Source organism: Nonomuraea montanisoli (assembly GCF_013363975.1).
Lineage (GTDB): Bacteria > Actinomycetota > Actinomycetes > Streptosporangiales > Streptosporangiaceae > Nonomuraea > Nonomuraea montanisoli.
In genome coordinates this window covers 541,039-566,154 of record NZ_JABWGN010000004.1, presented here as the reverse complement: position 1 = coordinate 566,154, position 25,116 = coordinate 541,039, and the positions used below count along the sequence as shown (strand labels likewise).

General features: G+C 73.0%; 23 protein-coding genes and 1 pseudogene. 15 read left to right on the top strand and 9 right to left on the bottom strand.

Translation table 11 applies throughout. The annotated features are described in order from the left end of the window. The first annotated feature begins 3 nt into the window (after positions 1-3). The 3 genes from tpiA to HTZ77_RS12390 all read left to right on the top strand — a co-directional run bounded on the left by tpiA (position 4) and on the right by HTZ77_RS12390 (position 1,527). Positions 4-786, top strand: a complete 783-nt coding sequence (gene tpiA, locus HTZ77_RS12400; RefSeq protein WP_175589733.1) for a triose-phosphate isomerase — start codon at positions 4-6, stop codon at positions 784-786. Between the two features lie 99 nt (positions 787-885). Next, entirely contained in the window at positions 886-1,116 is a 231-nt protein-coding gene (gene secG / locus HTZ77_RS12395) for a preprotein translocase subunit SecG (RefSeq protein WP_175589639.1), read from the top strand. 66 nt (positions 1,117-1,182) lie between these two features. Further along, on the top strand, positions 1,183-1,527 hold the full coding sequence (locus HTZ77_RS12390; protein WP_175589638.1) for an RNA polymerase-binding protein RbpA: 345 nt from the start codon (positions 1,183-1,185) through the stop codon (positions 1,525-1,527). A 147-nt stretch (positions 1,528-1,674) separates the two neighbouring features. Here the strand turns inward: HTZ77_RS12390 and HTZ77_RS12385 are convergent, their stop codons facing one another. Further along, positions 1,675-3,288, bottom strand: coding sequence for an amidohydrolase (locus HTZ77_RS12385; protein ID WP_175589637.1), 1,614 nt, complete (start codon positions 3,286-3,288; stop codon positions 1,675-1,677). Between the two features lie 186 nt (positions 3,289-3,474). On the opposite strand from HTZ77_RS12385, the gene HTZ77_RS12380 reads away from it, so the two are divergent. Continuing rightward, positions 3,475-4,497 (top strand): GNAT family N-acetyltransferase, encoded by a 1,023-nt coding sequence (locus tag HTZ77_RS12380; protein WP_175589636.1) that lies wholly within the window; start codon positions 3,475-3,477, stop codon positions 4,495-4,497. Between the two features lie 508 nt (positions 4,498-5,005). On the opposite strand, the pseudogene HTZ77_RS46045 reads toward HTZ77_RS12380, so the two are convergent. After that, positions 5,006-5,437 (bottom strand): annotated as a pseudogene (locus HTZ77_RS46045) (Clp protease N-terminal domain-containing protein); the annotation flags it as partial. 73 nt (positions 5,438-5,510) lie between these two features. Between HTZ77_RS46045 and HTZ77_RS12370 the strand changes: the two are divergent. From HTZ77_RS12370 to add, 4 genes are all read left to right on the top strand, one after another. Then, entirely contained in the window at positions 5,511-6,371 is an 861-nt protein-coding gene (locus tag HTZ77_RS12370) for a hypothetical protein (RefSeq protein WP_175589634.1), read from the top strand. A gap of 190 nt (positions 6,372-6,561) precedes the next feature. Then, entirely contained in the window at positions 6,562-7,431 is an 870-nt protein-coding gene (locus tag HTZ77_RS12365) for an oxidoreductase (RefSeq protein ID WP_175589633.1), read from the top strand. A 79-nt stretch (positions 7,432-7,510) separates the two neighbouring features. Then, positions 7,511-8,131, top strand: a complete 621-nt coding sequence (locus tag HTZ77_RS12360) for a TetR/AcrR family transcriptional regulator (protein ID WP_175589632.1) — start codon at positions 7,511-7,513, stop codon at positions 8,129-8,131. A gap of 80 nt (positions 8,132-8,211) precedes the next feature. Continuing rightward, complete coding sequence (gene add / locus HTZ77_RS12355; protein ID WP_175589631.1) at positions 8,212-9,285, top strand: adenosine deaminase; 1,074 nt, start codon at positions 8,212-8,214, stop codon at positions 9,283-9,285. A gap of 13 nt (positions 9,286-9,298) precedes the next feature. Here the strand turns inward: add and pgl are convergent, their stop codons facing one another. From pgl to tkt, 5 genes are all read right to left on the bottom strand, one after another. Next, positions 9,299-10,072, bottom strand: a complete 774-nt coding sequence (pgl, locus tag HTZ77_RS12350; RefSeq protein WP_175589630.1) for a 6-phosphogluconolactonase — start codon at positions 10,070-10,072, stop codon at positions 9,299-9,301. 164 nt (positions 10,073-10,236) lie between these two features. Next, positions 10,237-11,151, bottom strand: a complete 915-nt coding sequence (locus HTZ77_RS12345; protein WP_175589629.1) for a glucose-6-phosphate dehydrogenase assembly protein OpcA — start codon at positions 11,149-11,151, stop codon at positions 10,237-10,239. Continuing rightward, positions 11,151-12,836, bottom strand: coding sequence for a glucose-6-phosphate dehydrogenase (gene zwf, locus HTZ77_RS12340; RefSeq protein WP_235994552.1), 1,686 nt, complete (start codon positions 12,834-12,836; stop codon positions 11,151-11,153). The genes HTZ77_RS12345 and zwf overlap by 1 nt, the downstream gene beginning before the upstream one ends. A gap of 99 nt (positions 12,837-12,935) precedes the next feature. Next, a complete protein-coding gene (gene tal / locus HTZ77_RS12335) occupies positions 12,936-14,027 on the bottom strand; it encodes a transaldolase (protein WP_175589628.1) in 1,092 nt (363 codons plus the stop codon). Positions 14,028-14,029: 2 nt separating this feature from the next. After that, entirely contained in the window at positions 14,030-16,060 is a 2,031-nt protein-coding gene (gene tkt / locus HTZ77_RS12330; RefSeq protein WP_235994638.1) for a transketolase, read from the bottom strand. A gap of 354 nt (positions 16,061-16,414) precedes the next feature. Here tkt and HTZ77_RS12325 point away from each other — a divergent pair, with 354 nt between their 5' ends. Both HTZ77_RS12325 and HTZ77_RS12320 read left to right on the top strand, forming a co-directional pair. After that, a complete protein-coding gene (locus tag HTZ77_RS12325; protein ID WP_175589626.1) occupies positions 16,415-17,371 on the top strand; it encodes a heme o synthase in 957 nt (318 codons plus the stop codon). Between the two features lie 90 nt (positions 17,372-17,461). Then, complete coding sequence (locus tag HTZ77_RS12320; protein WP_175589625.1) at positions 17,462-18,613, top strand: PrsW family intramembrane metalloprotease; 1,152 nt, start codon at positions 17,462-17,464, stop codon at positions 18,611-18,613. On the opposite strand, the gene HTZ77_RS12315 is transcribed toward HTZ77_RS12320, so the two are convergent. Further along, positions 18,585-19,250: a SanA/YdcF family protein gene (locus HTZ77_RS12315; RefSeq protein ID WP_328808551.1), complete on the bottom strand. Its 666-nt coding sequence runs from the start codon at positions 19,248-19,250 to the stop codon at positions 18,585-18,587. The two genes, HTZ77_RS12320 and HTZ77_RS12315, sit on opposite strands and share 29 nt — an antisense overlap. Positions 19,251-19,375: 125 nt before the next feature. Next, entirely contained in the window at positions 19,376-20,362 is a 987-nt protein-coding gene (locus HTZ77_RS12310) for a COX15/CtaA family protein (RefSeq protein ID WP_175589624.1), read from the bottom strand. A gap of 141 nt (positions 20,363-20,503) precedes the next feature. On the opposite strand from HTZ77_RS12310, the gene HTZ77_RS12305 reads away from it, so the two are divergent. The 5 genes from HTZ77_RS12305 to HTZ77_RS12285 are packed head-to-tail and all read left to right on the top strand — an operon-like array spanning position 20,504 to position 25,087. Further along, positions 20,504-21,397 carry a dihydrodipicolinate synthase family protein gene (locus tag HTZ77_RS12305; RefSeq protein ID WP_175589623.1) on the top strand — a complete coding sequence of 298 codons (894 nt, stop codon included), beginning with the start codon at positions 20,504-20,506 and terminating at the stop codon, positions 21,395-21,397. Continuing rightward, positions 21,394-22,395 (top strand): proline racemase family protein, encoded by a 1,002-nt coding sequence (locus HTZ77_RS12300; protein ID WP_175589622.1) that lies wholly within the window; start codon positions 21,394-21,396, stop codon positions 22,393-22,395. The genes HTZ77_RS12305 and HTZ77_RS12300 overlap by 4 nt, the downstream gene beginning before the upstream one ends. Further along, positions 22,392-23,381 (top strand): proline racemase family protein, encoded by a 990-nt coding sequence (locus HTZ77_RS12295; RefSeq protein ID WP_328808550.1) that lies wholly within the window; start codon positions 22,392-22,394, stop codon positions 23,379-23,381. The genes HTZ77_RS12300 and HTZ77_RS12295 overlap by 4 nt, the downstream gene beginning before the upstream one ends. A 4-nt stretch (positions 23,382-23,385) precedes the next feature. Beyond that, positions 23,386-24,396, top strand: a complete 1,011-nt coding sequence (locus HTZ77_RS12290) for an ornithine cyclodeaminase family protein (RefSeq protein WP_328808549.1) — start codon at positions 23,386-23,388, stop codon at positions 24,394-24,396. Further along, on the top strand, positions 24,386-25,087 hold the full coding sequence (locus HTZ77_RS12285; protein ID WP_328808548.1) for a GntR family transcriptional regulator: 702 nt from the start codon (positions 24,386-24,388) through the stop codon (positions 25,085-25,087). The genes HTZ77_RS12290 and HTZ77_RS12285 overlap by 11 nt, the downstream gene beginning before the upstream one ends. Positions 25,088-25,116 lie beyond the last annotated feature (29 nt).

Sequence of the window (25,116 nt, the reverse complement as noted above, 5' to 3'; positions counted from 1 at the left end):
GCCGTGGGCGGCCGCAAGCCGCTCATCGCCGGCAACTGGAAGATGAACCTCAACCACCTCGAGGCCATCGCCCTGGTGCAGAAGCTCGCCTTCGCGCTCGGCGGCAAGGACTTCGACAAGGTGGAGGTCGCCGTCCTGCCGCCGTTCACCGACCTGCGCAGCGTGCAGACGCTCGTCGACGGCGACAAGCTGCGCATCGTGTACGGCGCGCAGGACGTGTCCCAGCACGACGCCGGCGCCTACACCGGCGAGATCTCCGGCGCGATGCTGGCCAAGCTCGGCTGCACCTACGCGGTGATCGGCCACTCCGAGCGGCGTCAGTACCACCACGAGGACGACGACCTGGTCAACGCCAAGGTCCAGGCCGCCTACCGCCACTCGCTGACCCCCATCCTGTGCGTCGGCGAGGGCCTGGAGGTGCGCAAGGCCGGGGGGCACGTGGCGCACACCCTGGCCCAGCTCGAGGCCGACCTGCGCAAGGTCACCGCCGAGCAGGTCAAGTCCATCGTGGTGGCCTACGAGCCGGTGTGGGCGATCGGCACCGGCGAGGTGGCCACGCCGGAGGACGCGCAGGAGGTGTGTTCGGCCCTGCGCGGACGACTCGCTGAGCTGTACGACGACGAAGTGGCCTCCGCTGTCCGTATCCTGTACGGAGGGTCGGTCAAGTCGAGCAACATCGCCGGCATCATGGCTCAGCCCGACGTCGACGGCGCTCTCGTGGGAGGGGCCAGCATCGACGCCGCTGAGTTCGTCAAGATCTGCCGTTTTACCGATATGCCCGGCTAGCTGAGCCGTTCCGGAGGCACGACTTGACACCAGGTCGTACCCTCTAGAGGCAAGTTTGAATCGTCACGCGTCACAGAGCACTGAAGGAACAGGCATACCGTGGTAATCGGAATCTCCATCGCCCTCATCCTGGCGAGCTGTCTCATGGTCCTGCTCGTGCTGCTCCACAAGGGCAAGGGTGGCGGTCTGTCCGACATGTTCGGCGGAGGTTTCTCGTCGAGCTTCGGCGGCTCGTCCGTGGTGGAACGCAACCTCGACCGGCTGACGGTCATCACGGGCGTGATCTGGTTCGTCTGCATCATCGCGCTGGGCCTCCTGCTGAAGCCCTGAGCGGTTGGCGCGTGACAGTGATTCTCCCCCCGTGTCTCGCGGGGCGATCGAGCGAGGAGTTCATCCGTGGGTAGTGGCAACGCGATCCGTGGCAGCCGTGTCGGCGCCGGCCCGATGGGGGAGGCCGAGCGCGGCGAGGCAGCTCCGAGAGTGCGGGTCTCGTTCTGGTGCGCGAACATGCACGAGACGCGCCCCAGCTTCGCCAGTGACGCGGCGGTCCCCGAGATGTGGGACTGCCCGCGCTGCGGCCTCCCGGCAGGACAGGACGAGCAGGCCCCGCCTGCTCCGCCCAAGAACGAGCCGTACAAGACGCACCTGGCTTACGTGAAGGAGCGCAGGAGCGACAAGGACGGCAAGGCCATCCTGGAGGAGGCGCTCGAGCGCCTGCGCAACAACAGGTCCCCCTGGTAGTTCCCGTTCCGGCGGGCGCCGGACGGACAGCGGGACATCACGTCCGCGCGGCATGACGAGCCGCGAAGGGCCCCGGCGGTGCCGCCGGGGCCCTTCGCGTCGTGTACGCCCCTGTCGCGCGTGTCCGGGCTGAGCAGCGCTGCGGGTCTACGCGCCCGCGCGCTGGTACACCGGCTCGCCGTCCACGAACGTCAGCGCCACCCGGGTCGTCCAGATCTCCCCGGCCGGCAGCGCGAACGGGTCGCGGTCCAGCACGACGAGGTCCGCCGGGCGGCCCGGCTCGATCACCCCGGCCGGGGAGCGGTTGATCCAGGCCGACCCGGCCGTGTACGCGGTCAGGGCCGTGGCCAGGTCGAGCCGCTGCCCGGGCAGGAACGGCGTCTGCGCGGTCGGGTACCCGGCGTGCACGGAGCCGCCCGGCTCGGTCCGGTTGACCGCCACGTGCATGCCCTGCAGCGGGTCGGCGTCCGACACCGGCCAGTCGCTGCCCGCGCAGAAGCGCGTGCCGTGCGCCAGCAGGTCGGCGAACGGGTACTGCCACGACGAGCGGGGCTCGCCGAGGTAAGGCAGGGTCAGCTCGTCCATCTGGGCGTGGTGGGTGGCCCACAGCGGCTGCAGGTTGGCGGTGACGCCGAGCCGGGCGAAGCGCGGTACGTCCGACGGCTCGATGATCTGCAGGTGCGCGATGTGGTGCCGGTTGGCGGGGTCGGTGCCCTCGCAGCTGTCGAGGGTCTCGCGCACCGCCCGCTCGCCGATGGCGTGGAAGTGCACCTGGAAGCCGAGCCGGTCCAGCTCGGCGACGTACTCCTTGAGCTTGCCCGGGTCCACGTACGACAGGCCCGTGCCGCCGCACAGGCAGTACGGCTCCAGCATGGCGGCGGTGAAGTTCTCGGTGATGCCGTCCTGCATGATCTTGACCGAGGTGGCGGCGAACCGGTCCAGCCCCTCGGCGGAGGCTCGGCGCTCGACCAGGTCGGCGATCTGGTCGGCTCCGCGCGTGCGGTCCCACCACAGCGCGCCGACCACGCGGGCCCGCAGCCGGCCCGAGCGGGCGGCCGACAGGTACGTGGGGAGCTGGTCGTCCGAGCCCGCGTACGAGCCGACGATCGCGTCCTGCCAGCCGGTGATGCCGAGCGAGAACAGATGGCGCTGGGCGTCGTCGAGCGCGGCGTCCTGGTCGGCCGCGGTGGGACGCGGCGTGAGCAGCCCGACCAGGTCCATGGCGCCCTCGTGCAGCACGCCGCTGGGCGTGCCGTCGGGGTCGCGCTCGATGCGGCCGTCGGCGGGGTCGGGGGTGTCGCGGGTGATGCCGGCCAGCTCCAGGGCGCGGGTGCTGACCCAGGCCGCGTGGTGGTCGCGCTGGATGAGGTAGACGGGGCGGCCGTCGGCGTCGAGCTGGGTGCGGTGGGGGAGGCCGCCGGGGAAGGCGGACATGTCCCAGCCGCCGCCGTCGATCCACTCCTTGTCCGGATTTTTCGCGGCATAGTCGGCGATCTTCGCCTGGTACGCGTCAAGTCCGTACACCTCGGACAGGTCACACTTCGCGCGCTCCAGCCCCGCCTGCACCGGGTGGATGTGCGCGTCGGTGAAGCCGGGCGTCAGCAGCCCGCCCTTCAGGTCCACGGTCTCGTGCGGGCCCGCCTCGCGGGCGAGGTCGCGCTCGTCGCCGACCGCGGCGATCACCCCGTCGCGCACCAGCACGGCCTCGGCGAACCCGCCGGCCGCGGTGAAGACCCGCCCGCCCCGGAACAGCGTCGTCATCGGCCCTCTCCGCCCTTCTCGCGTCGTCCCCGAGGGGGGACGCCGCCGTAGATCCTCACGCCGCAGATCCTCTCAAGAATCGGCAAACCCGGCGAAACCGGAACATGTGTGTTCATAGGCGCATATCTTGCTACATGAAACGCGACGTTAGCGGCCGTGTAACAGCCGCCCGGCATGCTGGTGCCCATGGGATTCTTGCGCATCCGCACCACGGTGGACGAGCGGCCGGGGCGACTCGCCTCGCTGGCCGCCGCCCTGGCCGACCGGGGCGGCAACATCCTGGGCCTGAGTGTCCAGTCCGACGCCGACGGCACGGTGGACGAGTTCGTCGCCGACATCCCCGCCCACCCCGAGACCGTGCGCGAGGCCCTGGAGGCGGCCGGCGGGCGCCGGGTCCAGGTCGTCCCGGCGACCGCGCACGAGCTGACCGACGAGCCCACCCGGGTCCTGCTGCTGGCCTCCCGGCTGCGCTCCATGCCGTGGCGGCTGCCCGAGCTGCTGGCCGAGCTGCTGCGCGCGGACGACGCCCGCTGGATCTATGGTGAGGCGGTGAGTGATCTTCCCGACCCGACCCAGCTCGTCGTGCCCGTGGCGCCCCGCCGCGCGGTACGGCTGCGCCGCGCGGAGCTGCCGTTCACGCTGACCGAGGCCGCCCGCGCCGCCTCCTTCGCCCGGCTGGCCCAGCCGCCGGCCGAGCAGTCCGCCGGGAACCGCTCCGTGAAGCTGGCCGACGGCGTGGAGGTCGTCATCCGGCCGCTCACCTCGATCTACCGCGAGGCCGTGCGCGACCTGCACGACCGGTGCTCGCCCGAGGCGCGCCGCTTCCGCTACTTCACCTCGATGCCGGCGCTGCCGCCGCGCATGTTCGACAAGCTGTGCGACCGCAGCCGCGGCCACTCGCTCGTGGCGGGCCACGACGGGCAGGTCGTGGCCATGGCGAACCTGATGTTCGGCTCCGATCCCGGCGCCGCCGAGATGGCCTTCCTGATCGAGGACCGCTGGCAGGGGCGCGGTCTCGGCTCGGCACTGGCCAGGGCGTTGATCCGGGCGGCGCGCGACCTCGGGTACGCCGAGGTGCGGGCGACCATGCTGTCGGACAACGTCCGGATGCGGCGGCTCATGGCCTCGCTCGGGGCGTCGATCACCTACACCGAGGACCCGGGGGTGCTGGAGTCGCGGCTGCCGGTGGGCGCGATGGTCTCGAGCTGACCCGGCGGCGGCCTCAACCGGCTCCGGCGGCGCCCGGCCCCTCACCGGGCCGGTCCCGGGGCTCCTCTCGCGACGCTTCGCCGGGCGGGTTCCGGGGCCCCTCCCACGACGTCTCACCGGCTTGCTCCCGGCGGGCCTCTCGCGACGTCTCACCGGCTTGCTCCCGGCGGGCCTCTCGCGACGTCTCACCGGCTTGCTCCCGGCGGGCCTCTTGCGACGTCTCGCCAGGGTGCTCCCGAAGGGTCTCGCGAGGAGCATCGCCAGCGCCCGCCCCGGACGTCTCCCCGGTGCCTGCCCCGGAAGCCTCGGCGGGCCGCTCGCCAGACGCCCTGGCCGGGTGCTCGCCAGAGGCGCCGGCCGGGCGCTCGGTGGGGTCGCCGGGCGGGCGCGCGATGCCGAGATGGCGTTCGATGCGCTCCAGGCTCTCCTCGATCCGCGTCAGCCGCTCGACCAGCGTCGGGCCGCTCGTGTAGTACGGCTCGGCCGGCTTGTCCCTCGGTCCCGCCGCGACCAGCGCGAGCACGCGTTCGCGCAGCCGGTCCAGCGGGACCCCGGCGTCCAGCAGCGCCTGCGCCGCGAGCCCGTCCGACTCCCGGACGAGCCCGAGCAGGATGTGCTCCGTGCCGATGTAGTTGTGACGGAGCTGCAGCGCCTCGCGCAGCGAGAGCTCCAGCACCTTCTTGGCGCGCGGCGTGAACGGGATGTGCCCCGGCGGGCCCTTGGTGCCGCGCCCCACCTGCTGCTCCACGTACCGCCGCATCGGCCCCAGCTCCACCCCGAAGCCCTCCAGGGCCCGCGCCGCGACGTCCTCGCCGTCGCCCGCGTGCAGCAGGCCGAGCAGGATGTGCTCGGTGCCGATGTAGTTGTGGTTCAGCATCCGCGCCTCTTCCTGGGCGAGGACGACCACTCTCCGGGCACGATCGCTGAATCGCTCGAACACGAGAGAACTCCGTTCGGCAGGCCTTGCCTCCACTATGCGCTACAAACCCACCCATGTGGGGTATCTCACTGGTGTGGATCTTGACGAGGTGGCCGACCGCCTCTATGGGCTGCCGCCGTCCGAGTTCACCGCCGCGCGCGCGGCCGAGGCCCGTGCGGCCAAGGACGCGGGCGACGCGACGCTGTCCCGCGAGATCGGGCGGCTGCGCAAGCCGACGGTCTCGGCGTGGGCCGTGAACCGGGCCGTCCGCGAGCACCCGGACGATCTGCGCGAGCTGCTGGAGGTGGGGGAGGAACTGCGCCGGGCCTGGGCGGCCCACGACGCGGAGGCGCTGGCCGAGGTCGCGCGCCGGCGCGGCGCCGTCGCGGAGCGGGTCGGCCGGCTGGTCACGCAGGACGCGGGGCTGTCGGCCGCGGCGGCGGTGGAGGTGGACCGGACGCTGGACGCCGCCGTGGTGGACGAGGGCGCGGCGGCCGAGGTGCGGCGGGGCCGCCTGGTGCGACCCCTGGAGTACAGCGGCTTCGCCCCGGCCCCGGCGGAGTCCGGAGCCGGCACGCGAAGAGCCGAGGCGGCGGGAGCGGAGGCCGCCACCGGAAGGGCAGACGGCGCCCCTGGGGCGAGGTCCGAGGCGGGAACCGGAGGGAGCCGGGCGGCGCGGAAGGCGGCGGCCGAGGAGCGGGCCAGGCGTGAGACCGAGGCGCGCGCCGCCCGTGAGGCCCGCCGGGCGCAGGAGCGCATGGAGGCCGAGTCGGCCTACCTGGAGTGGCGCGAAACGCTGGCGGAGGCCGTACAGGAGCACGAGACGCGCCTGGAGAAGGTGGCGCGGCTGGAGCGCAAGCTCACCAAGGCCCGCAGGAAGCTGCGGGAGAGCGAGCAGCGCCTGGAGGTGGCCCGCCGCGAGGAGCGACACGCCCGTCGCCGCCTGGAGGGCTGACCGGCCGCCGCGCGACGCCGGACGCCTCCTCCCTTAGGCGACCCGCACAGCCGGCCTCGGCGGGCAGCCGCCCCTGCTCCGGCACGCCAGCCGGATCAGCGGTCGGGGCGGGTGGGGGATCGCGCGGGCGACCGCAGAGAGCTATGGTGTACGAAACCGTTCCGTACACCTGAATGCCTCAGGAGTGGCGATGACCACCTGGACCCCCGACGACATGCCGACCCTCGACGGCCGCACCGCGATCGTCACCGGCGCCAACAGCGGCATCGGCCTGCCCACCGCGCTGGAGCTGGCCCGGCGCGGCGCCCGCGTGATCGTGGCCGCGCGGTCCGACGCCAAGGGCGCGGACGCCGTGGCCGCGATCCGGCGGGCCGTCCCCGCCGCCCGCGCCGAGCACGCCCGGCTGGACCTCGCCGACCTGGCCTCCGTGCGCGCGTTCGCCGAGAGCGTGGACGAGGTGGACCTGCTGGTCAACAACGCCGGTGTCGGCATGAAGGCCCGCAGCCTGACGAAAGACGGGTTCGAGCTGCAGTTCGGCACCAACCACCTGGGCCACTTCGCGCTGACCGGACTGCTCCTGCCGAAGCTGCTCGCCCGCCCGGGCGCGCGCGTGGTGACCGTCTCCAGCGACGCCCACGCCCGCGGCCGGCTCGACTTCGACGACCTCACCCTGGAGCGCGGCTACGGCCGGATGAGCGCCTACGGCCGCTCCAAGCTGGCGAACCTGCTGTTCACCCTGGAGCTCCAGCGGCGCGCCGAGCGGACCCGGGCCGACCTCAGGAGCGTGGCCACGCATCCGGGCGCCACCGCCACGAACATCGTCAAGGTGGGGCCGCTCAAGCCCCTTCTGAGCCTGTTCCTGCTGAGCCCCGAGGCCGGCGCGCTGCCCTCCCTGTACGCCGCCACCTCGCCGGACATCCGCGGCGGCGAGTTCGTCGGCCCGAAGCTGCGCCTCCTCACCCCGTCCGCCGACGCCCGCTCCGAGGAGCTCGCCGCCCGCCTCTGGGACGTGTCCACCGAGCTCACCGGCGTACGATTCGAACGGATCGCCGTACGGTGACGCACCGACGGGCACCCGGCGACTCCGTGACGAGCTGAGCACCATCGCCGGGCGGACCCGCCGGGCAGGACCGGAGGACGTGGACGTGGCCCCACTCGACCCCGTGCGCGAGAGGGCCATCCTCGACGCCACGCTGGAGCTGCTGTCGGAGATGGGCTACGACCGGATGTCGGTCGACCAGATCGCCCGGCGGGCCCGGGCCAGCAAGGCCACGATCTACCGGCGCTGGGCGGGCAAGCCCGAGCTGGTCGTGGACGTCATCTGCAACCACTTCGACATGGACACGCCGCGCCCGTGCGACACCGGCTCGCTCCGGGGCGACCTGGCCGAGCTGGTCGGGGCCCTGCGCGAGACGGCCGAACGCAAGCACACGCTCATCATGGGCCTGTCCTCGACGCTGGTGTCGAACCAGGAGCTGGCCAGGGCGCTGCGCGCGCACATGCTCACCCGCGACCTCGGCGGCGTGGAGGCCCTGCTGGAGCGGGCCGCCGGGCGCGGCGAGCCGGCCAGGAGCGCGGACACCGCCCGGCTCGCCGCCGTCGCCGAGGCCCTCGTGTGGCATCGGCTGATCTTCGTCGGGCCGCCGCTGGACGACGCCTTCGTGGCGGAGGCGGCCGACGAGGTGCTGCTGCCGCTGGTGCGGGCCTGGGCGACCGAGCCCACCGAGCCCGCCGCGCCGGCCGAGCCATCCCAGCCATGACGAGCGAACCTGACGGCTTTGTGTGAGATTCGGCCGCCAAAGCTGTCCGTACGGCAGGAGGGCGGCCTAAGGTCGTCGCCATGACGACCGATGCCACCATCCCGGCCCGAGTGGACGCCTCCTCGGGCGACGCCGCCCTCGACGCGTTCATCGACGCCCTGCCCAAGGTCGAGCTGCACGTCCACCTCATCGGCTCCGCGTCCGTCCCCACGGTCCTGGAGCTGGCGCGCCGCCACCCCGACGGCGGCGTGCCGACGTCGGAGGAGGAGCTGCGCGCCTTCTACCGGTTCACCGACTTCCCGCACTTCGCCCGGGTCTACACGGCGGTCAACGCGCTGGCGCGCGAGCCGGAGGACGTCGCCACCCTGGTGCTCGGGCTGGCCCGCGACCTGGCCGCGCAGGGCGCCCGGTACGCCGAGCTCCAGGTCACCCCGTACGCCCACCACATCGTCGGGATGCCGCGGCGCGAGGTCACCGAGGCCCTCGACCTGGCAGCCCGCCGCGCGCCGGAGGAGTTCGGCGTGGAGATGGCCTACATCTTCGACATCCCCGGCGAGTACGGCGTCGAGGCGGCGGAGATCACCGTAGGACACGCCCTGGAGGAACCTCCCGCGGCGTTGGTAGGTTTCGGCATCGGAGGCATCGAGCAGGAGCGCGTCCACTACCGCGACGCCTACCGCGACGCGTTCACCGCCGCCCGCAACGCCGGCCTGCACAGCGTCCCGCACGGCGGCGAGATGACCGGGCCGGAGACGATCTGGGAGGTCGTCGAGGCGTACGGCGCCGAGCGCATCGGCCACGGCATCGCCTGCCTCCAGGACGAGCGGCTCGTCGCCCACCTGCGCGAGACGCGGCTGCCGCTCGACGTCTGCCCCACCTCCAACGTCTGCACGGGGCAGGTGGCCCGCATCGAGGACCACCCGCTGCCGCGCCTGCTGGAAGAGGGGCTGTTCGTGACGCTCAACTCCGACGACCCGCCCATGTTCGACACCACGCTGGCCGGGGAGTACCGGACCGTGGCCCGGGTCTTCGGCCTCGGGCGGGGCGAGCTGGCCGAGCTGGCCCGCAACGGCGTGACCGCCTCCTACCTCCCTGCCGAGCGCAAGCGGGCGCTGCTGGCCGAGATCGAGGCGCTGGAGAAGGCCACCGCCTGAGCCGCCTGAGCGCTCAGGGGGAGGCCAACCGGCCGAGGCCGGGCGGGATCTTGCCGGCCGCCGCGCGGTCCAGCAGGAACAGCGTGCGCGAGCGGCCCCGCGCCCCCGCCGCCGGCACCTGCACCGGTCCGGACTCCGACAGGGCCAGCCGCACCGCGCCCGCCTTCTCCGCGCCGGCGGCGATCACCCACACCTCGCGAGAGGCCTGGAGCGCGGGCAGCGTGAGCGAGATGCGGGTGGGCGGCGGCTTGGGCGCGCCGTGCACGGCCACCACCGGCCGCGTGTCGTACAGCGCCGGCATGCCGGGGAACAGCGAGGCCACGTGCGCGTCGGGCCCCATGCCGAGCAGCATCACGTCGAACGACGGCGAGGGCCCGTGGTCCTCGGGCCGGGCCGCCTTGGCCAGCTCGGTGGCGTAGGCGTCGGCCGACTCCTCGGCCGTCAGCCCCGAGTCGGGGCCGAGCATGACGTGGACCCGCTCCGGGTCGACGTCGACGTGGTCGAGCAGCGCCCGCCGGGCGCCCGTCTCGTTGCGCTCGGGATCGCCGTCGGGCAGGAAACGCTCGTCGCCCCACCAGATGTCGAGGCGCCGCCAGTCGACGGCGTCGCGCGCGGGCGTGCCGGCGATGGCCGCGAGGGTGGCGATGCCGATCGTGCCGCCGGTCAGCACCAGCGACGCGGTGCCCTTGGCGGACTGGACGTCGACGAGCCGGGTGATGATCCGCGCGGCCACGGCCTTGGCCAGGATGTCGGCGTCTCGGTGGACGACTACGGTTGGAACGCTCACGGGGACCAGTCTTCCATCCCCACGGCCCCGGCCACGCCACGCCCCGCGGCGCGCCCCGGCCGAACGCGCCACAGGTGGACCTCCGGCGACACGACCCGGCGAACGAAACGGCCGGGCACCCGCACGGGGCGCCCGGCCGTCTCGCCGAACAGGTCCGGACGACGTCAGGGCTTGTACGAGCGGGCCAGCCGCTTGATGGCCGTCTCGTAGGTCTCGTCCGGATCGAGCCGCCGCAGCTCCTCGGCCAGCAGCTCGGGGGTCTGCCGGCGGGCCAGCGCCACGTTCCGGTCGGGCTGCCCCGGCCGGGACAGCGTGGCCAGCCGGGCGTCGGCGCGGGCCACCGACAGGTCGCCCTCCGGCGTGGTCAGCCGCACGGTGGTCAGACCCGGACCGGCCGAGTCGGAGACCTTCACCGTGGCGCCCAGCCGCTCGGACAGCCACGCCGCCAGCAGCGGCGCGCTCGGGTTGCCCGAGGCCGCCTCCACCTGGCCCTTGCGGACCTTGCCGATGGGCTGGTCGAAGGCCGCCGCGAGCAGGCTGCGCCAGGGCGTCAGCCGGGCCCACGCCAGGTCGGTGTCACCCGGCGCGTAGCCCTTGGCCCGCGTCGCCAGCGCCTTGACGCCGCCGTCGGGCGCCATGCGGGCGTCGGTGATGCGCCGCTGCGCCAGCATCCCGATCGGGTCCTTGGCCGGCACGTCGGGCGCCTTGCCCGGCCACCAGGCCACCACCGGGGTGTCGGGCAGCAGCAGCGGGCTCACCACCGAGTCGGCGTGGTCGGTCAGCTCGCCGTACAGGCGCAGCACGACCACCTCGCCCGGCGTGGACTCGCCGATGCGCAGCTCCGCGTCGAGCCGGGTCGGCTCGTCGGTCTCCCGGTTGATCACCACGAGGATGCGCGACGGGTGCTCGCGGGCCGCCTCGGTGGCCGCCCGCAGCGCGTCGTACTGGTCGCGCTCCTCGCAGATCACGACGAGCGTCAGCACCATGCCGATGGCCGGCGCGCCCATCTGGTGGCGCAGCAGGGTGAGCTGGCCGGCGATCTTCCCCGCCGTCGTGTCGCTCAGCATGAAGGTCGTCATCAGAGTCTCCTCCACACGCGGCCGTCGCGCGCCATCATCGCGTCGGCCGACGGCGGCCCCCACGACCCGGACGGGTACGGCTCCGGCTGGCCCTGCGTGGCCCAGAACTCCTCGATCGGGTCGAGGATCTTCCACGACAGCTCGACCTCGCGCTGGTGCGGGAAGAGCGGCGGGTCGCCGATCATCACGTCCAGCAGCAGCCGCTCGTACGCCTCCGGCGACGACTCCATGAACGACTCGCCGTAGGCGAAGTCCATGGACACGTCGCGCACCTCCATGGCCGTGCCCGGCACCTTCGAGCCGAACCGCACCGTGATGCCCTCGTCCGGCTGTACCCGGATGACCAGCGCGTTCTGGCCGAGGATCTCGGTGTCGTCCTTGGAGAACGGCAGGTGCGGCGCCCGCTGGAACACCACGGCCACCTCCGTCACCCGCCGGCCGAGCCGCTTGCCGGTGCGCAGGTAGAACGGCACCCCGGCCCAGCGCCGGTTGGCGATCTCCAGCTTGACGGCCGCGTACGTCTCGGTCACGGAGTCCGGCGGGATGCCGTCCTCCTCCAGGTAGCCGACGACCTTCTGGCCGCCCTGCCAGCCCGCGGCGTACTGGCCGCGCGCCGTGTTGGCCGCCAGGTCGGCCGGCAACCGGACCGCCTTGAACACCTTCTCCTTCTCCCGCCGCAGCGACTGCGCCTCGAAGGAGGTGGGGTCCTCCATGGCGACCAGGGCCAGCAACTGGAGCAGGTGGTTCTGGATCACGTCGCGGGCCGCGCCGATGCCGTCGTAGTAGCCGGCCCGGCCGCCGATGCCGATGTCCTCGGCCATCGTGATCTGCACGTGGTCGACGAAGCTGCGGTTCCAGATCGGCTCGTAGAGGTTGTTGGCGAACCTCAGCGCCATGATGTTCTGGACGGTCTCCTTGCCCAGGTAGTGGTCGATCCGGAAGATCGAGCTCTCCGGGAAGGCCGAGGTGGTGATCTCGTTCAGCTCGTGGGCCGACTTCAGGTCGTGCCCGAACGGCTTCTCGATGACCACGCGCCGCCACGAACCGGGCGGCGCGTCGGCCAGGCCGGTCCGCTTGAGCTGCTCCACCACAACGGGGAAGAACTTCGGCGGCACCGACAGGTAGAAGGCGTAGTTGCCGCCCGTGCCGCGGGTCTCGTCGATCTCCTTGAGCGCCATGGCCAGCGCGTCGAACGCCCCGTCGTCGGAGAACTCGCCGGGCACGAAGTGGATGCCCTCGCGGATCTGCTTCCAGACCTCCTCGCGGAACGGCGTCCGCGCGTGCTCCTTGACGGCGTCGTGCGTCAGCTGGGCGAAGTCCTGGTTCTTCCAGTCGCGCCGGGCGAAGCCGACCAGCGAGAAGCCGGGCGGCAGCAGCCCCCGGTTGCCCAGGTCGTAGATCGCCGGCAGCAGCTTGCGCTTGGCCAGGTCTCCCGTGACGCCGAACAGCACCATGACGCACGGCCCGGCCACCCGCGGCAGCCGCTTGTCGCGCGGGTCGCGCAGCGGGTTGGCCGCGGCCGCCTCGATGGTGGTCGAGGTGCCGGCGACCGAGGTGGCCGCCGACGCCGCGGCGGTCGCCCCGGCCGGGCCGTTCCCCTTGCCCGGCGTGGCCGCGTCGACCGCGCTGCCGACCGTGCTGTCCACAGCCTGCGCCCCCTCCGCGGGCGCCTGCGGGTCTGTCATCTCAAGCCTCCTGTGCTACGGCGAGCGGTGCGCCGCCGGAGGAGGCGGCGCACGCCACCCCCTCCGCATGGTCGCTGACGTCCCTCGAAGGAGCGGGCATCAGGGGACCAGGTTCTTGCGGACGCTCTCGAGCAGCTCGTTCCACGAGGCCTCGAACTTGTCGACGCCCTCGTCCTCGAGCACCCGGACCACGTCGTCGTAGTCCACCCCGGCGTCCTTGAGCGCGGCCATGGTGTTCCACGCCTGCTCGTAGTACGGGCGGACCGTGTCGCCGGTGACCCGGGCGTGGTCGGCCGTCGCGTCGAGCGTCTTCTCCGGCATCGTGTTGACCGTGCCGGGAGCGACGAGCTGGTCGACGTACATGGTGTCGGAGTACTCGGGGTTCTTCACGCCGGTCGATGCCCACAGCGGGCGCTGCGGGCGGGCGCCGGCCGCGCGCAGGCGCTGCCACCGCTCGGAGGCCATGACCTCCTCGAACGCCGCGTACGCCAGGCGCGCGTTGGCGATGCCCGCCTGGCCCTTGAGCTCCGTCTTGCCGAGCTGGTCGAGCCGCTTGTCGATCTCGGTGTCGACCCGGCTGACGAAGAACGAGGCCACCGACTCGATCGTGGCCAGGTTGAGGCCCTTGGCCTGGGCCGCCTCCAGACCCGCCAGCCAGGCGTCCATGACCGCGCGGTAGCGCTCCAGCGAGAAGATCAGCGTGACGTTGACGCTGATGCCCTCGCCGATGGCCTGCGTGATCGCGGGCAGGCCCTCGAGCGTCGCCGGGATCTTGATGAACAGGTTGGGCCGGTCGACCAGCCACCACAGCGCGCGGGCCTCGGCCACCGTCTTGTCCGTGTCACGCGCCAGGCGCGGGTCCACCTCCAGCGACACGCGCCCGTCGACGCCGTTGGTGGCGTCGTAGACGGGGCGCAGGACGTCGGCCGCCCAGCGGATGTCGTAGGTGGTGATGGCGCGCACGGCCTCGCCCACCTCGACGCCGCGCACGGCCAGGTCGTGCAGCTGCGCGTCGTAGGCGTCGCCCTTGCTGAGCGCGCTGGCGAAGATCGTGGGGTTGGAGGTCACGCCGACCACGTTCTTCTCGCGGATCAGCTGCTCCAGGTTGCCCGTGCGCAGCCGCTCGCGGCTGATGTCGTCCAGCCAGACGGACACGCCCTGGCCGGTCAGCTTGTTGAGGATCTCGCTCATCTTCAGTTTCCCGTCGTCTCACCCTTGTCGTGGCCCAGCTTGGCCAGACTGGCCTTGGCCGCCGCCGCCACTCTCTCGGCCGTCAGCCCGAACTGCTCGTACAGCGTCTTGTACGGCGCGGAGGCGCCGAAGTGTTCGAGGCTCACCACTTCCCCCGCCTCGCCGACGAACTCCCGCCAGCCGAGCGCGACTCCCGCCTCGACGGCGACGCGGGCCTTGACCGACGGCGGCAGCACGCTCTGCCTGTACGCCGAGTCCTGCCCGTGGAACCACTCGACACACGGCATCGACACGACCCGCGTCGGGATGCCCTGCGCCTCCAGCAGGTCACGGCCGTTGACGGCCAGCTCGACCTCGCTGCCGGTGGCGATGAGGATCACCTGCGGCTGGGCGTCGGACGCGTCGCGCAGGATGTAGCCGCCGCGGGCGACGCCCTCGGCGCTGGTGCCCTCGTAGACCGGCAGGTTCTGGCGGGTCAGCGCCAGCGCGGCCGGCCGGTCGCTGTGCTCCAGGATCGCCTTCCAGGCGTAGGCGGTCTCGTTGGCGTCGCCCGGGCGGACCACGTCGAGGCCGGGGATCGCGCGCAGCGCCCACAGGTGCTCGATCGGCTGGTGCGTCGGGCCGTCCTCGCCCAGGCCGATCGAGTCGTGCGTCCACACGTACGTGACCGGCAGCTTCATCAGCGCGGCCAGGCGCACGGCGGGGCGCATGTAGTCGGAGAAGACGAGGAACGTGCCGCCGTAGGGGCGGGTGCCGCCGTGCAGGGCGATGCCGTTGAGGATGGCGCCCATGCCGTGCTCGCGGATGCCGAAGTGCAGCGTGCGGCCGTAGCGGTTACCCGGGAACTCCTTGGTCTGGTACTCCTCCGGGATGAACGACGGCTCGCCCTTCATCGTGGTGTTGTTGGACTCGGCCAGGTCGGCCGAGCCGCCCCACAGCTCCGGCAGGATCGGCGCCAGGGAGCTGAGCACCTCGCCGGAGGCCTTGCGGGTGGCCATCGACGCGCCCTTCTCGAACTGCGGCAGCGCCTGGGTCCAGCCGTCGGGCAGCCGGTGGGCGGAGATGCGGTCGAGCTCGGCGGCGCGCTCCGGGTTGGCCTCGCGCCAGGCGTCGTAGGACTTCTGCCACTCGGCGCGGCCCTCGTGGTTGCGGCGGGCCACCTCGCGGGCGTGCTGCAGCACCTCGGCCGGGACGTCGAAGTCCTTGTCGGGGTTCATGCCGAGCACGCGCTTGGTGGCGGCGACCTCCTCGGCGCCGAGCGCGGAGCCGTGGATCTTGCCGGTGTTCTGCTTGTTGGGCGCGGGCCAGCCGATGATCGTGCGCAGCCGGATGAACGTCGGCCGGTCGGTCTCGGCGCGCGACTCCTCCAGCGCGGCGTGCAGCGCCTGCACGTCCTCGACGTAGTCGCCGGTCTCGGTCCAGTCCACGCTCAGCGTCTGCCAGCCGTACGCCTCGTAGCGCTTGAGGACGTCCTCGGACTTGGCGATGAGGGTGTCGTCCTCGATCGAGATGTGGTTGTCGTCGTAGACGACCGTCAGGTTGCCCAGCTTCTGGTGACCGGCGAGGGCGCTCACCTCGTGGCTGATGCCCTCCTCGATGTCGCCGTCGCTGACGAAGCACCAGATGTGGTGGTCGAACGGCGAGGAACCCGGCGCGGTGTCGGGGTCGTACAGGCCGCGCTCGCGGCGGGCGGCCATCGCCATGCCCACGGCGTTGCCCAGGCCCTGGCCCAGCGGGCCCGTCGTGGTCTCCACGCCGGCCGTGTGGCCGTGCTCGGGGTGGCCGGGGGTGCGGCTGTCCCACTGGCGCAGGCGCTCCAGGTCCTCCAGGGTGAGGCCGTAACCCGACAGGTAGAGCTGGATGTACAGGGTCAGGCTCGAATGGCCGCACGACAGCACGAATCGGTCACGACCGATCCAGGTCGGGTCCGTCGGGTCGTGGCGCATCGTACGCTGGAAAAGCAGGTATGCGGCGGGTGCCAGACTCATGGCGGTGCCGGGGTGGCCCGAGCCCGCCTTCTCCACTGCGTCCATGGCCAGGGCTCGAACGACGTCGACCGCCTTCTTGTCGAGGTCGGTCCATTCGAGGGCTGGCACGAGTTCGGTGCTCAAGTGCTCGATCTCCGGAATCTAGTTGTCATTGGATGGTGCCGGTTTGGCATATCCCGCCCACACCGGACCCTAACCGAGTGGCGACGCCGAACGTTCCCCACTCCCTCCACGCGTGTCCCAGGTGTGGTGACGCCCGGCCCCGAGCCCCCCATTGGCCGGACCGGCCGACCCTGCGACTACAGTTTGGTTGTTGTCCGCAGGGCCGCCACGGCGCCCCGTCCACGGATCCGCTCTAATCAGAGGTTACGCGTTGACTCCGCACGTGCTGGAAGCGCCTTGACGGTGCTGACGAACAGGCAGGCGACGGCCCCCGCTCCGGCGGAGGATGCGCCGCGCCCGAGCGGCCGCTCGATCGGCATGGTCGTCAAGGCCTACATCGCCCTGACCAAGCCGCGGATCATCGAGCTGCTGCTCATCACCACGCTGCCGGTGATGTTCCTGGCCGCCGGAGGGCTGCCGCCGCTGTGGACGTCCGTCGCGGTCATGGTGTTCGGCACGCTGTCGGCGGGCAGCGCCAACGCCCTCAACTGCTACGTCGACCGCGACATCGACCAGAAGATGCGCCGCACCCGGCGCCGCCCTCTGGCCCGGCACCAGGTCTCCCCGCGCGGGGCGCTGATCTTCGGCATCGTGCTCGGCCTGCTGTCCCTGATCGGGCTGTGGGCGACGACCAACCTGCTCGCCGCCGTGCTGTCCACCGGGGCGATCCTGTTCTACGTCCTCGTCTACTCGATGATCCTCAAGCGGCGCACCGCCCAGAACATCGTGTGGGGCGGCATCGCGGGCTGCATGCCGGTGCTGATCGGCTGGGCCGGCATCACCGACCGGCTCGACTGGGCGCCGCTGGTGCTGTTCGGCGTGGTGTTCTTCTGGACGCCGCCGCACACCTGGACGCTGGCCATGCGCTACAAGGAGGACTACGCGGCGGCCGAGGTGCCGATGCTGCCCGTCGTGGCCACCGAGCGGCGGGTGATCCTGGAGTCGATCGCCTACACCTGGGCGACCGTGCTGTGCTCGCTGGCCCTGTGGCCGGTGGCCGGGACCACGCTGTTCTACCCGATCGTGGCCGCGGTGCTGGGCGCCATGTGCCTGTGGGAGGTGCACCGCCTGCTGGCCCGGCTCAACGCCGGCAAGACCGGGGTCGACCTGCGCCCGATGCGCTTCTTCCACTGGTCCAACGCCTACCTGGCGCTGCTGTTCCTGGCCGTCGCGATCGACCCGCTGCTGTCCTGAGCGGACCCCTCGGCGGGACGCGTCCACGGCCCCTGACCGGGGCGGGCTCCCGCGCGGGACACCTGCTCCGTGATCCGTTAAAGTCACCGTATGACGTCCCGTGATCCACGCTGGGTGTTGAAGGACCGCCCCTCGTTCGCGTTGATCACCGGGCTGGTCCTCACCGGCATCTGCGCGCTCGTCTCCCTCTCCTTCGACGTGATCAACGGCGCGCCCGTGCAGTTCGTGATCGCGCTCGTGCTGGCCCTGGCGCCGGTGCCGCTGCTGCTGGCCGCGGTGCTCGCGCTCGACCGGATGGAGCCCGAGCCGCGCAGCAACCTGATCTTCGCCTTCGCCTGGGGCGCGGGCGTCGCCGTGCTCGTCGCCGGTCTGATCAACTCGCTCAACCTGCACTATGTCACCGACACGGTCAACGTGTCGGCGGCCAGCGCCCGCAACCTGGTCGCCACGTTCGGCGCGCCCGTGGTCGAGGAGACCATGAAGGGCCTGGTGCTGCTCGGGCTGCTCCGCTTCCGCCGGGCCGAGCTCGACGGGCCCACCGACGGCGTCATCTACGCGAGCATGGTGGGCCTCGGCTTCGCGATGAGCGAGAACGTCAGCTACTACGTCCAGGCGCTCAACTCCGAGGCCGGCGGCGTGGGCCTGGCCGTCACCGTGGTGCTGCGCGGCATCCTGTCGCCGTTCGCGCACCCCCTGTTCACCTCGATGATCGGGGTGGCGGTGGCCTACGCGGCCCAGCGCCAGGGACCCGAGCGGGTGTTCTCCATCATGGCCGGCTGGGCGGGCGCGATGGTGCTGCACGGCCTGTGGAACGGCATGGTCTCCTACGGCGGCTTCCGTGGCCTGGTGATCGCCTACGCCACGCTGCTGCTGGTGCTGGCCGTGCTGATCGCGGTGGTCTTCCGCGACCGGCGGCGCATCGTCGCGCTCCTGCAGCGCTACCTGCCGCCGTACGAACCGACGCGGCTGGTCGACGCCGGCGACATCCACATGCTGTCCGCGCTGCCCCGGCGCCGCAAGGCCCGGCAGTGGGCCCGCGCGCACGGCGGCAAGCGGGGCCTGCGGGCCATGCGCGACTACCAGCTCGCCGCCACCGAGCTGGGCCTGCTGCACGAGCGGGCCGCGCGCCGCGTGGTGGACGAGAACGCCTTCCACGAGGAGCAGCGGGCGCTGCTGGAGATCATGAGCATGTCCCGGGCGCAGTTCCCGGCGGTCAGCGGGAGCGGGCCAGGATCGTGGTGAGCGAGGTCTCCCGCGGGCCGGGGAAGACCGGCTCGGAGTGCAGCAGCAGGGCGTCGGCGAGGCCCTTGGCGGTCGCGGCGATCTCCCGGGTGGCGTAGACGGAGGTGGTGGCGGCCCAGCGCCGGGTCGAGTCGTCGCCCACGCCGAACGTCTCCAGGCCGGCCGCCCGGCACAGCGTCACCGCCCGGGGCAGGTGGAAGGCCTGGGTCACCACGGTCACCCGGCTGGCGCCGAACACCTGGCGGGCCCGTACGCAGGAGTCCCAGGTGTCGAAGCCGGCATAGTCCAGGACCATGACCTCCTGGGGCACGCCCCGGGCGGCCAGGTAGTCGGCCATCGCCGACGGCTCGTCGTACTCCCTGCGGCTGTTGTCGCCCGACAGGAGCACGGCCCTGACCTTGCCCGCCCGGTACAGCTCGGCGGCGATGTCGAGCCTGCTGGCCAGCATGGGGGAGGGGTGGCCGCCGTACAGGCCGGCGCCGAGCACCAGCGCGGCCTCGGCGCCGGGCACCCGCGCCCGCCAGCCGGGCTCGCCGGCGACCACGCGGTGGGGCGCGCTGCCGAGCCAGGCCCAGGTCATGGGGGCCAGGGCGAGCACGCTAAGCAGGACCGCCCCCTGGTAGGCCCGGCGTAACACGGTCCGGGAGGGGCGGCGTGCGCGAAGAGCGGCACGCCAGAAGGGGCGGACGAACTGCCGCAAAACTACACCTCGCCTCGGTGGGGGAGTGGCCGACATCTCACCCCACACCATGGCACAACCACTCAGACGGCGGCGGGCACTCCGGTGGGGGAGGGGGCGGGGGCCTCCTCGGCGGCGTCGCGCACGCGCAGCGCCGTGACGGCGCGCAGCGTGAAGATCCACACCAGCGTCGCGCCCAGGACATGCACCCCCACCAGGAACGCGGGCACGGCCAGGAAGTACTGGGTGTAGCCGATCACGCCCTGGAGCAGCTCGACCCCCAGCAGGGCGAGCGCCGCCCGCCGGGCCTCGCGCGGCGCGCCGGTCACGCGCAGCGCGAACGCCAGCGCGAACGTCAGCCCCACCACCAGGTAGGCGACGTCGGCGTGCAGCCGCACCACGCTCTCGATGTCGAGGTCGAAGCGCGAGGCCAGCTCGTCGCCCGAGTGCGGGCCCGTGCCGGTCGCGGTCACCCCGGCCAGCAGGAGGGCGAACACCGCCGGGACCAAGACGTGGCCGAGCCGGCGGATGTCGCGGTGGACCAGCGGACGCACCGGGCCGTCGCCCTCCCGGGTGCGCCGGTAGAGCACCCAGCAGGCGGCGACCAGCACGATCGACAGGAGGAAGTGCACGCTCACCGTGAACGGGTTGAGCATGGTCCTGACCACCAGGCCGCCCCACATCGCCTGCGCCACGACGCCCAGCGGCTGGAGCAGGGTCAGCAGGAGCAGGGACCGGCGCTGCGGACGCAGGCGCAGCGCCGACAGCACGCAGGCGACCCCGACCGCCAGCACCAGGAAGGTGACCAGCCGGTTGCCGAACTCGACCAGCATGGTGGCCATCGAGAGCTCGGGATGCGCCACCGGCACGAAGCTGTCGGGTGTGCACCGCGGCCAGGTCGGGCAGCCGAGCCCGGAGCCGGTGACGCGGACGGCGGCGCCGCTCACGGTGATGCCGGCGTTGGCCGCCACGGACGCGAGCGCCCAGCCGCTGAACGACTCCGCCGTGGGATGCCAGGGCGACAGCAGGAGCCGGACGAGGCGGTTCGGGTGGTCCGTGGATTGCTTCACGTCATCGATGGTATGGGCCGGGGAGGGCGGTCCCGTCACCGGGGAACGCCCTTCTCAAGCTCGAAAGTATGTGACATATTACTGCGCGGGAGGTGCGCTGCTCTGTCCTGCCCGCACCCCCTCCGACCTGGAGGACTTGTCATGAGCGACCGCGTCCGGCCCTGGCACGGGGTCATGGTGGCCACCGCGCTGCCCCTGCGCGACGACCTCACCGTCGACCTCGACCGGTACGCCGAGCACTGCCGCTGGCTGGTGGACGGCGGCTGCGACGGGATCGTGCCCAACGGCTCCCTCGGCGAGTACCAGACGCTCACGCCCGAGGAGCGCGCCCGCGTGATGGAGACCGCCGTCGAGGCCGTCGGCGGAGCGAACGTGATGGCCGGCGTCGGCGCGTACGGCGCGGCCGAGTCGCGCGCGTGGGCCGAGCGGGCCGGCGAGGCCGGCTGCGGCTCGGTGCTGCTGCTGCCGCCGAACGCCTACCGGGCCGGCGAGGCCGCCGTCCTCGACCACTACCGCGAGGTGGCCAGGGCGGGCGTGCCCGTCGTGGCCTACAACAACCCCTACGACACCAAGGTGGACCTGACGCCCGCGCTGCTGGCCCGGCTCTTCGACGAGGGGCTGATCGTCGCGGTCAAGGAGTTCAGCGGCGACGCGCGCCGGGCGTACGAGATCGCCGAGCTGGCGCCCGGGCTCGACCTGCTGGTCGGCTCCGACGACGTGCTCCTGGAGCTGGCCGTGGCCGGGGCCGTCGGCTGGATCGCCGGCTACCCGAACGCGCTGCCCGCCTCCAGCGTCGAGCTCTACCGGGCCGCGACCGCGGGAGACCTGGCCACCGCGCTGCCCCTCTACCGCAGCCTGCACCCGCTCCTGCGCTGGGACTCCAGGACGGAGTTCGTCCAGGCCATCAAGCTGTCGATGGACCTCGCCGGCCGCTACGGAGGCCCGTGCCGGCCGCCGCGCCTCCCGCTGGACGCCGAGCAGGAGGCCGTCGTGCGCGCCGCCACCGAGAAGGCGCTCGCGGAGGGCCTGCGATGAGGACCAGGCGCGTCTTCCACGCCGTCGACTCCCACACCGAGGGCATGCCGACCCGTGTCATCACCGGCGGCGTCGGCGTCATCCCCGGCGCCACCATGGGCGAGCGGCGCGTGTACTTCCGCGACCACCTCGACCACATCCGGCGGCTGCTCATCAACGAGCCGCGCGGCCACGCCGCCATGAGCGGCGCCATCCTGCAGCCGCCCACCCGGCCGGACGCCGACTGGGGCGTGCTGTTCATCGAGGTGTCGGGGCTGCTGCCCATGTGCGGCCACGGCACCATCGGGGTGGCCACCGTGCTCGTCGAGACCGGCATGGTCGAGGTGACCGAGCCGGTCACCACCGTGCGCCTGGAGGTGCCCGCCGGGCTCGTCGTGGCCGAGGTCGCCGTCGAGGACGGCATGGCCATGTCCGTGACGCTGCGCAACGTGCCGTCCTACAGCGATCGGCTGGACGCCTCCGTCACCGTGCCCGGCTACGGCGACATCCGCTACGACCTCGCCTACGGCGGCAACTTCTACGCCATCGTCGACCTCGACGCGTACGGGCTGCCGTTCGACCGCAAGGCCAAGAACGAGATCCTGGCCGCCGGCATGGCCACCATGGCGGCGATCAACGCCGCCGACGAGCCGGTCCACCGCGAGGACGCGCGGATCCGCGGCTGCCACCACGTCTACCTCGCCGGGCCGGGCTCCGACGCGCGCCACTCGCGTCACGCGATGGCCATCCACCCCGGCTGGTTCGACCGGTCGCCGTGCGGCACCGGCACCAGCGCCCGCATGGCGCAGCTCCACGCCCGGGGCGAGCTGCCCCTGGGCCGCGACTTCGTCAACGAGTCGTTCATCGGCACCCGCTTCGTCGGCCGGCTCCTGGAGGACGCCACGGTCGGCGGCGCCCCGGCGGTGGTGCCGTCGATCACCGGCCGCGCCTGGGTCACCGGCACCGCCCAGTACTTCCTCGATCCGCGCGACCCGTTCCCGGAGGGCTTCGAGCTGTGACCGCACCCGGCACCGTCACCACGATCGACTACCACACCGGCGGCGAGCCGTTCCGGATCGTCACCGGCGGGGCGCCCGAGCTGCCCGGCGCGAGCGTGCTCGACCGCCGCGAGCACGCCCTGCGCCCGGGCGGCGAGGCCGACCGGCTGCGGCGGCTGCTCTGCCACGAGCCGCGCGGCCACGCCGACATGTACGGCTGCTACCTCGTCCCGCCCGACGACCCGGGAGCCCACCTCGGGGTGCTGTTCTGGCACAAGGACGGCTTCTCCACCGCCTGCGGGCACGGCACGATCGCGCTCGGCGTCCACGCGGTCCGCGAGGGCCTGGTGGCCGCCGCGCCCGACGGGGAGACCGACGTCGTCGTGGACGTGCCGTCGGGCCGGGTCACCGCCCGCGTGCGCTGCTCCGGCGGGCGGATCGAGGCGGTCACGTTCGTCGGCGTCCCGTCGTTCGTGCTCGCCCGCGGCGTCCCGGCGGACGGCACGAGCGTGGACCTCGCCTACGGCGGCGCCGTCTACGCCAGCCTGCCGGCCCGCTCCGTCGGGCTGGAGGCGCGCGCCGGGCACCTGACCGAGCTGATCGCCCGCGCCCGCCGGATCAAGCGCGACCTGGAGGGCCACCCGGCCACCCGGCACCCCACCGACGAGCGGCTGTCCGGCGTCTACGGAGTGATCTTCCACGACGAGCTGCCCGGCGAGGACGGCCGCGTCCACCAGCGCAACGTCACCGTCTTCGCCGACGGCGAGGTGGACCGCTCGCCGTGCGGCTCCGGCACGGCCGCGCGCCTGGCGCTCCTGCACGACGAGGGCGTCCGGGAGCCGCTGGTCCACGACAGCGTCGTCGGCTCCACCTTCCGGGCGCGCGTCGCCCGGGTCACGGAGGAGGGGGTGGTGCCGGAGGTCGAGGGCATGGCCTACCGCACCGGCCGGCACGTCTTCGAGCTGGACCCGGACGACCCGCTCGGCGCCGGATTCGTGCTGCGGTGACCTGGTGACGGATGATCTGACCATGGAGCCCCCGCCCCGCCCGGACGCCTCCGGGCTGCCGTACCTCGACGCCGGCACGCTGCGGCGGCTGGTGCCCATGGACCGGGCCGTGCGCGTCCTGGAGGACGCCCTGCGCGCCGGGCTCGACCCCGAGGACACGCCGCTGCGCACCGCCGCGGACCTGCCCGGCGGCCAGCTCCTGCTCATGCCCGCCGCCGCGGGCCGCTACGCCGGGGTCAAGGCCGTCACCGTGGCCCCGGGCAACCCCGGGCGCGCGCTGCCCCGTATCCAGGGCACGTACCTGCTGTTCGAGGGCGGCACGCTGACGCCGCTGGCCGCCCTCGACGGGGTGGCGCTCACCTCGCTGCGCACCCCGGCCGTCTCCGCGCTGGCCGTCCGGCACCTGGCGGAGCCGGACGCGCGCGAGCTGCTGGTGTTCGGCACGGGCCCGCAGGCGTACGGGCACGCCGAGGCGTTCGCCGCGGTACGCCCCGTGGAGAGCGTCACCGTCGCCGGCCGCGACCCCGGCCGCGCCGAGGCGCTGGCCGCCCACTGCCGCGCCGTCCTGGGCCTGCGCGCCCGGGCGCTCCCCGTGACCGGCGGGGGCCCCGAGCCCTCCGAGCTGGAGGAGGCGGTCTCCCGGGCCGACCTCATCGCCTGCTGCACCACCGCCCGGCTGCCGCTGTTCCCCGGCGCCCTGCCGCGCGACGGCGCCACCGTCGTCGCCGTCGGCTCCCACGAGCCCGACGCCCGAGAGCTGGACGACGACCTCGTCGCCCGCTCCACCGTGGTCGTCGAGGCCCGCTCCTCGGCCCTGGCCGAGGCGGGGGACGTGATAGCGCCGATCAGCCACGGTACGATCACCACTGGTCATCTCGCCGGAAACCTCGCCGAGCTGATCGCCGGCCGCGTCATCCCGGGCCCCGGGCCCCGCGTCTTCAAGAGCACGGGCATGGCGTGGGAGGACCTGGTGGTGGCCGCGGCCGCGTACGAGGCGTGGGACGTTGGGAGCTGATGAGCGGATGGGCGCGGAGCACCGGCTCGACCTGCCGGCGGTCGGAGAGCGGCAGAGCCTGCGCGAGCAGGTGGCGCACGCGCTGCGCGCCGCGCTGGTCACGGGCGAGATGCGCCCCGGCGTCGTCTACTCGGCGCCGGCGCTGGCGCAGCAGTTCGGGGTCTCGGCCACGCCCGTCCGCGAGGCGATGCTCGACCTGGCCAAGGAGGGCCTGGTCGAGGCCGTGCGCAACAAGGGCTTCCGGGTCACCGAGCTGTCCGCGCGCGACCTCGACGAGCTGACCGAGCTGCGCCGGCTGATCGAGGTGCCGACCGTGGCCCGGCTGGCCGGCGACGCGCCCACCGGCGAGTTCGCCCGGCTCCGGCCGCTGGCCGAGGACATCGTGACCGCCGCCGAGCGCGGCGACCTGCTCGCGTACGTGGACGCCGACCTGCGCTTCCACCTGGAGCTGCTGGCGCTGTCGGGCAACTCCCGGCTGGTGTCGGTGGTCACCGACCTGCGCAACCGGGCCCGCCTGTACGGCCTGTCGCAGCTTCCGGGCGAGAAACTGGCCTCCTCGGCCCGCGAGCATCTGGCGCTGCTCGACGCGCTGGAGGCGGGCGAGCGCGACGCGGCCGGGCACATCATGGCCGAGCACATCGGCCACGTCCGCGGCATCTGGGCCGGCCCGGGCCCGGCGCCCGGCGCCTAGCCGCGCGGGCGCCTCCCGGGCGCGGGCGT

Bases quoted from the DNA above. Each gene is read 5' to 3' on its own strand.
- HTZ77_RS12385 (WP_175589637.1), bottom strand. From the start codon at position 3,288: ATGACGACGCTGTTCCGGGGCGGGCGGGTCTTCACCGCGGCCGGCGGG.
- HTZ77_RS12305 (WP_175589623.1), top strand. From the start codon at position 20,504: ATGAGCGACCGCGTCCGGCCCTGGCACGGGGTCATGGTGGCCACCGCG.
- HTZ77_RS12300 (WP_175589622.1), top strand. From the start codon at position 21,394: ATGAGGACCAGGCGCGTCTTCCACGCCGTCGACTCCCACACCGAGGGC.
- HTZ77_RS12320 (WP_175589625.1), top strand. From the start codon at position 17,462: ATGACGTCCCGTGATCCACGCTGGGTGTTGAAGGACCGCCCCTCGTTC.
- HTZ77_RS12380 (WP_175589636.1), top strand. From the start codon at position 3,475: ATGGGATTCTTGCGCATCCGCACCACGGTGGACGAGCGGCCGGGGCGA.
- tkt (WP_235994638.1), bottom strand. From the start codon at position 16,060: ATGGACGCAGTGGAGAAGGCGGGCTCGGGCCACCCCGGCACCGCCATG.
- HTZ77_RS12345 (WP_175589629.1), bottom strand. From the start codon at position 11,151: ATGACGACCTTCATGCTGAGCGACACGACGGCGGGGAAGATCGCCGGC.
- add (WP_175589631.1), top strand. From the start codon at position 8,212: ATGACGACCGATGCCACCATCCCGGCCCGAGTGGACGCCTCCTCGGGC.
- HTZ77_RS12365 (WP_175589633.1), top strand. From the start codon at position 6,562: ATGACCACCTGGACCCCCGACGACATGCCGACCCTCGACGGCCGCACC.
- tal (WP_175589628.1), bottom strand. From the start codon at position 14,027: ATGAGCGAGATCCTCAACAAGCTGACCGGCCAGGGCGTGTCCGTCTGG.
- zwf (WP_235994552.1), bottom strand. From the start codon at position 12,836: ATGACAGACCCGCAGGCGCCCGCGGAGGGGGCGCAGGCTGTGGACAGC.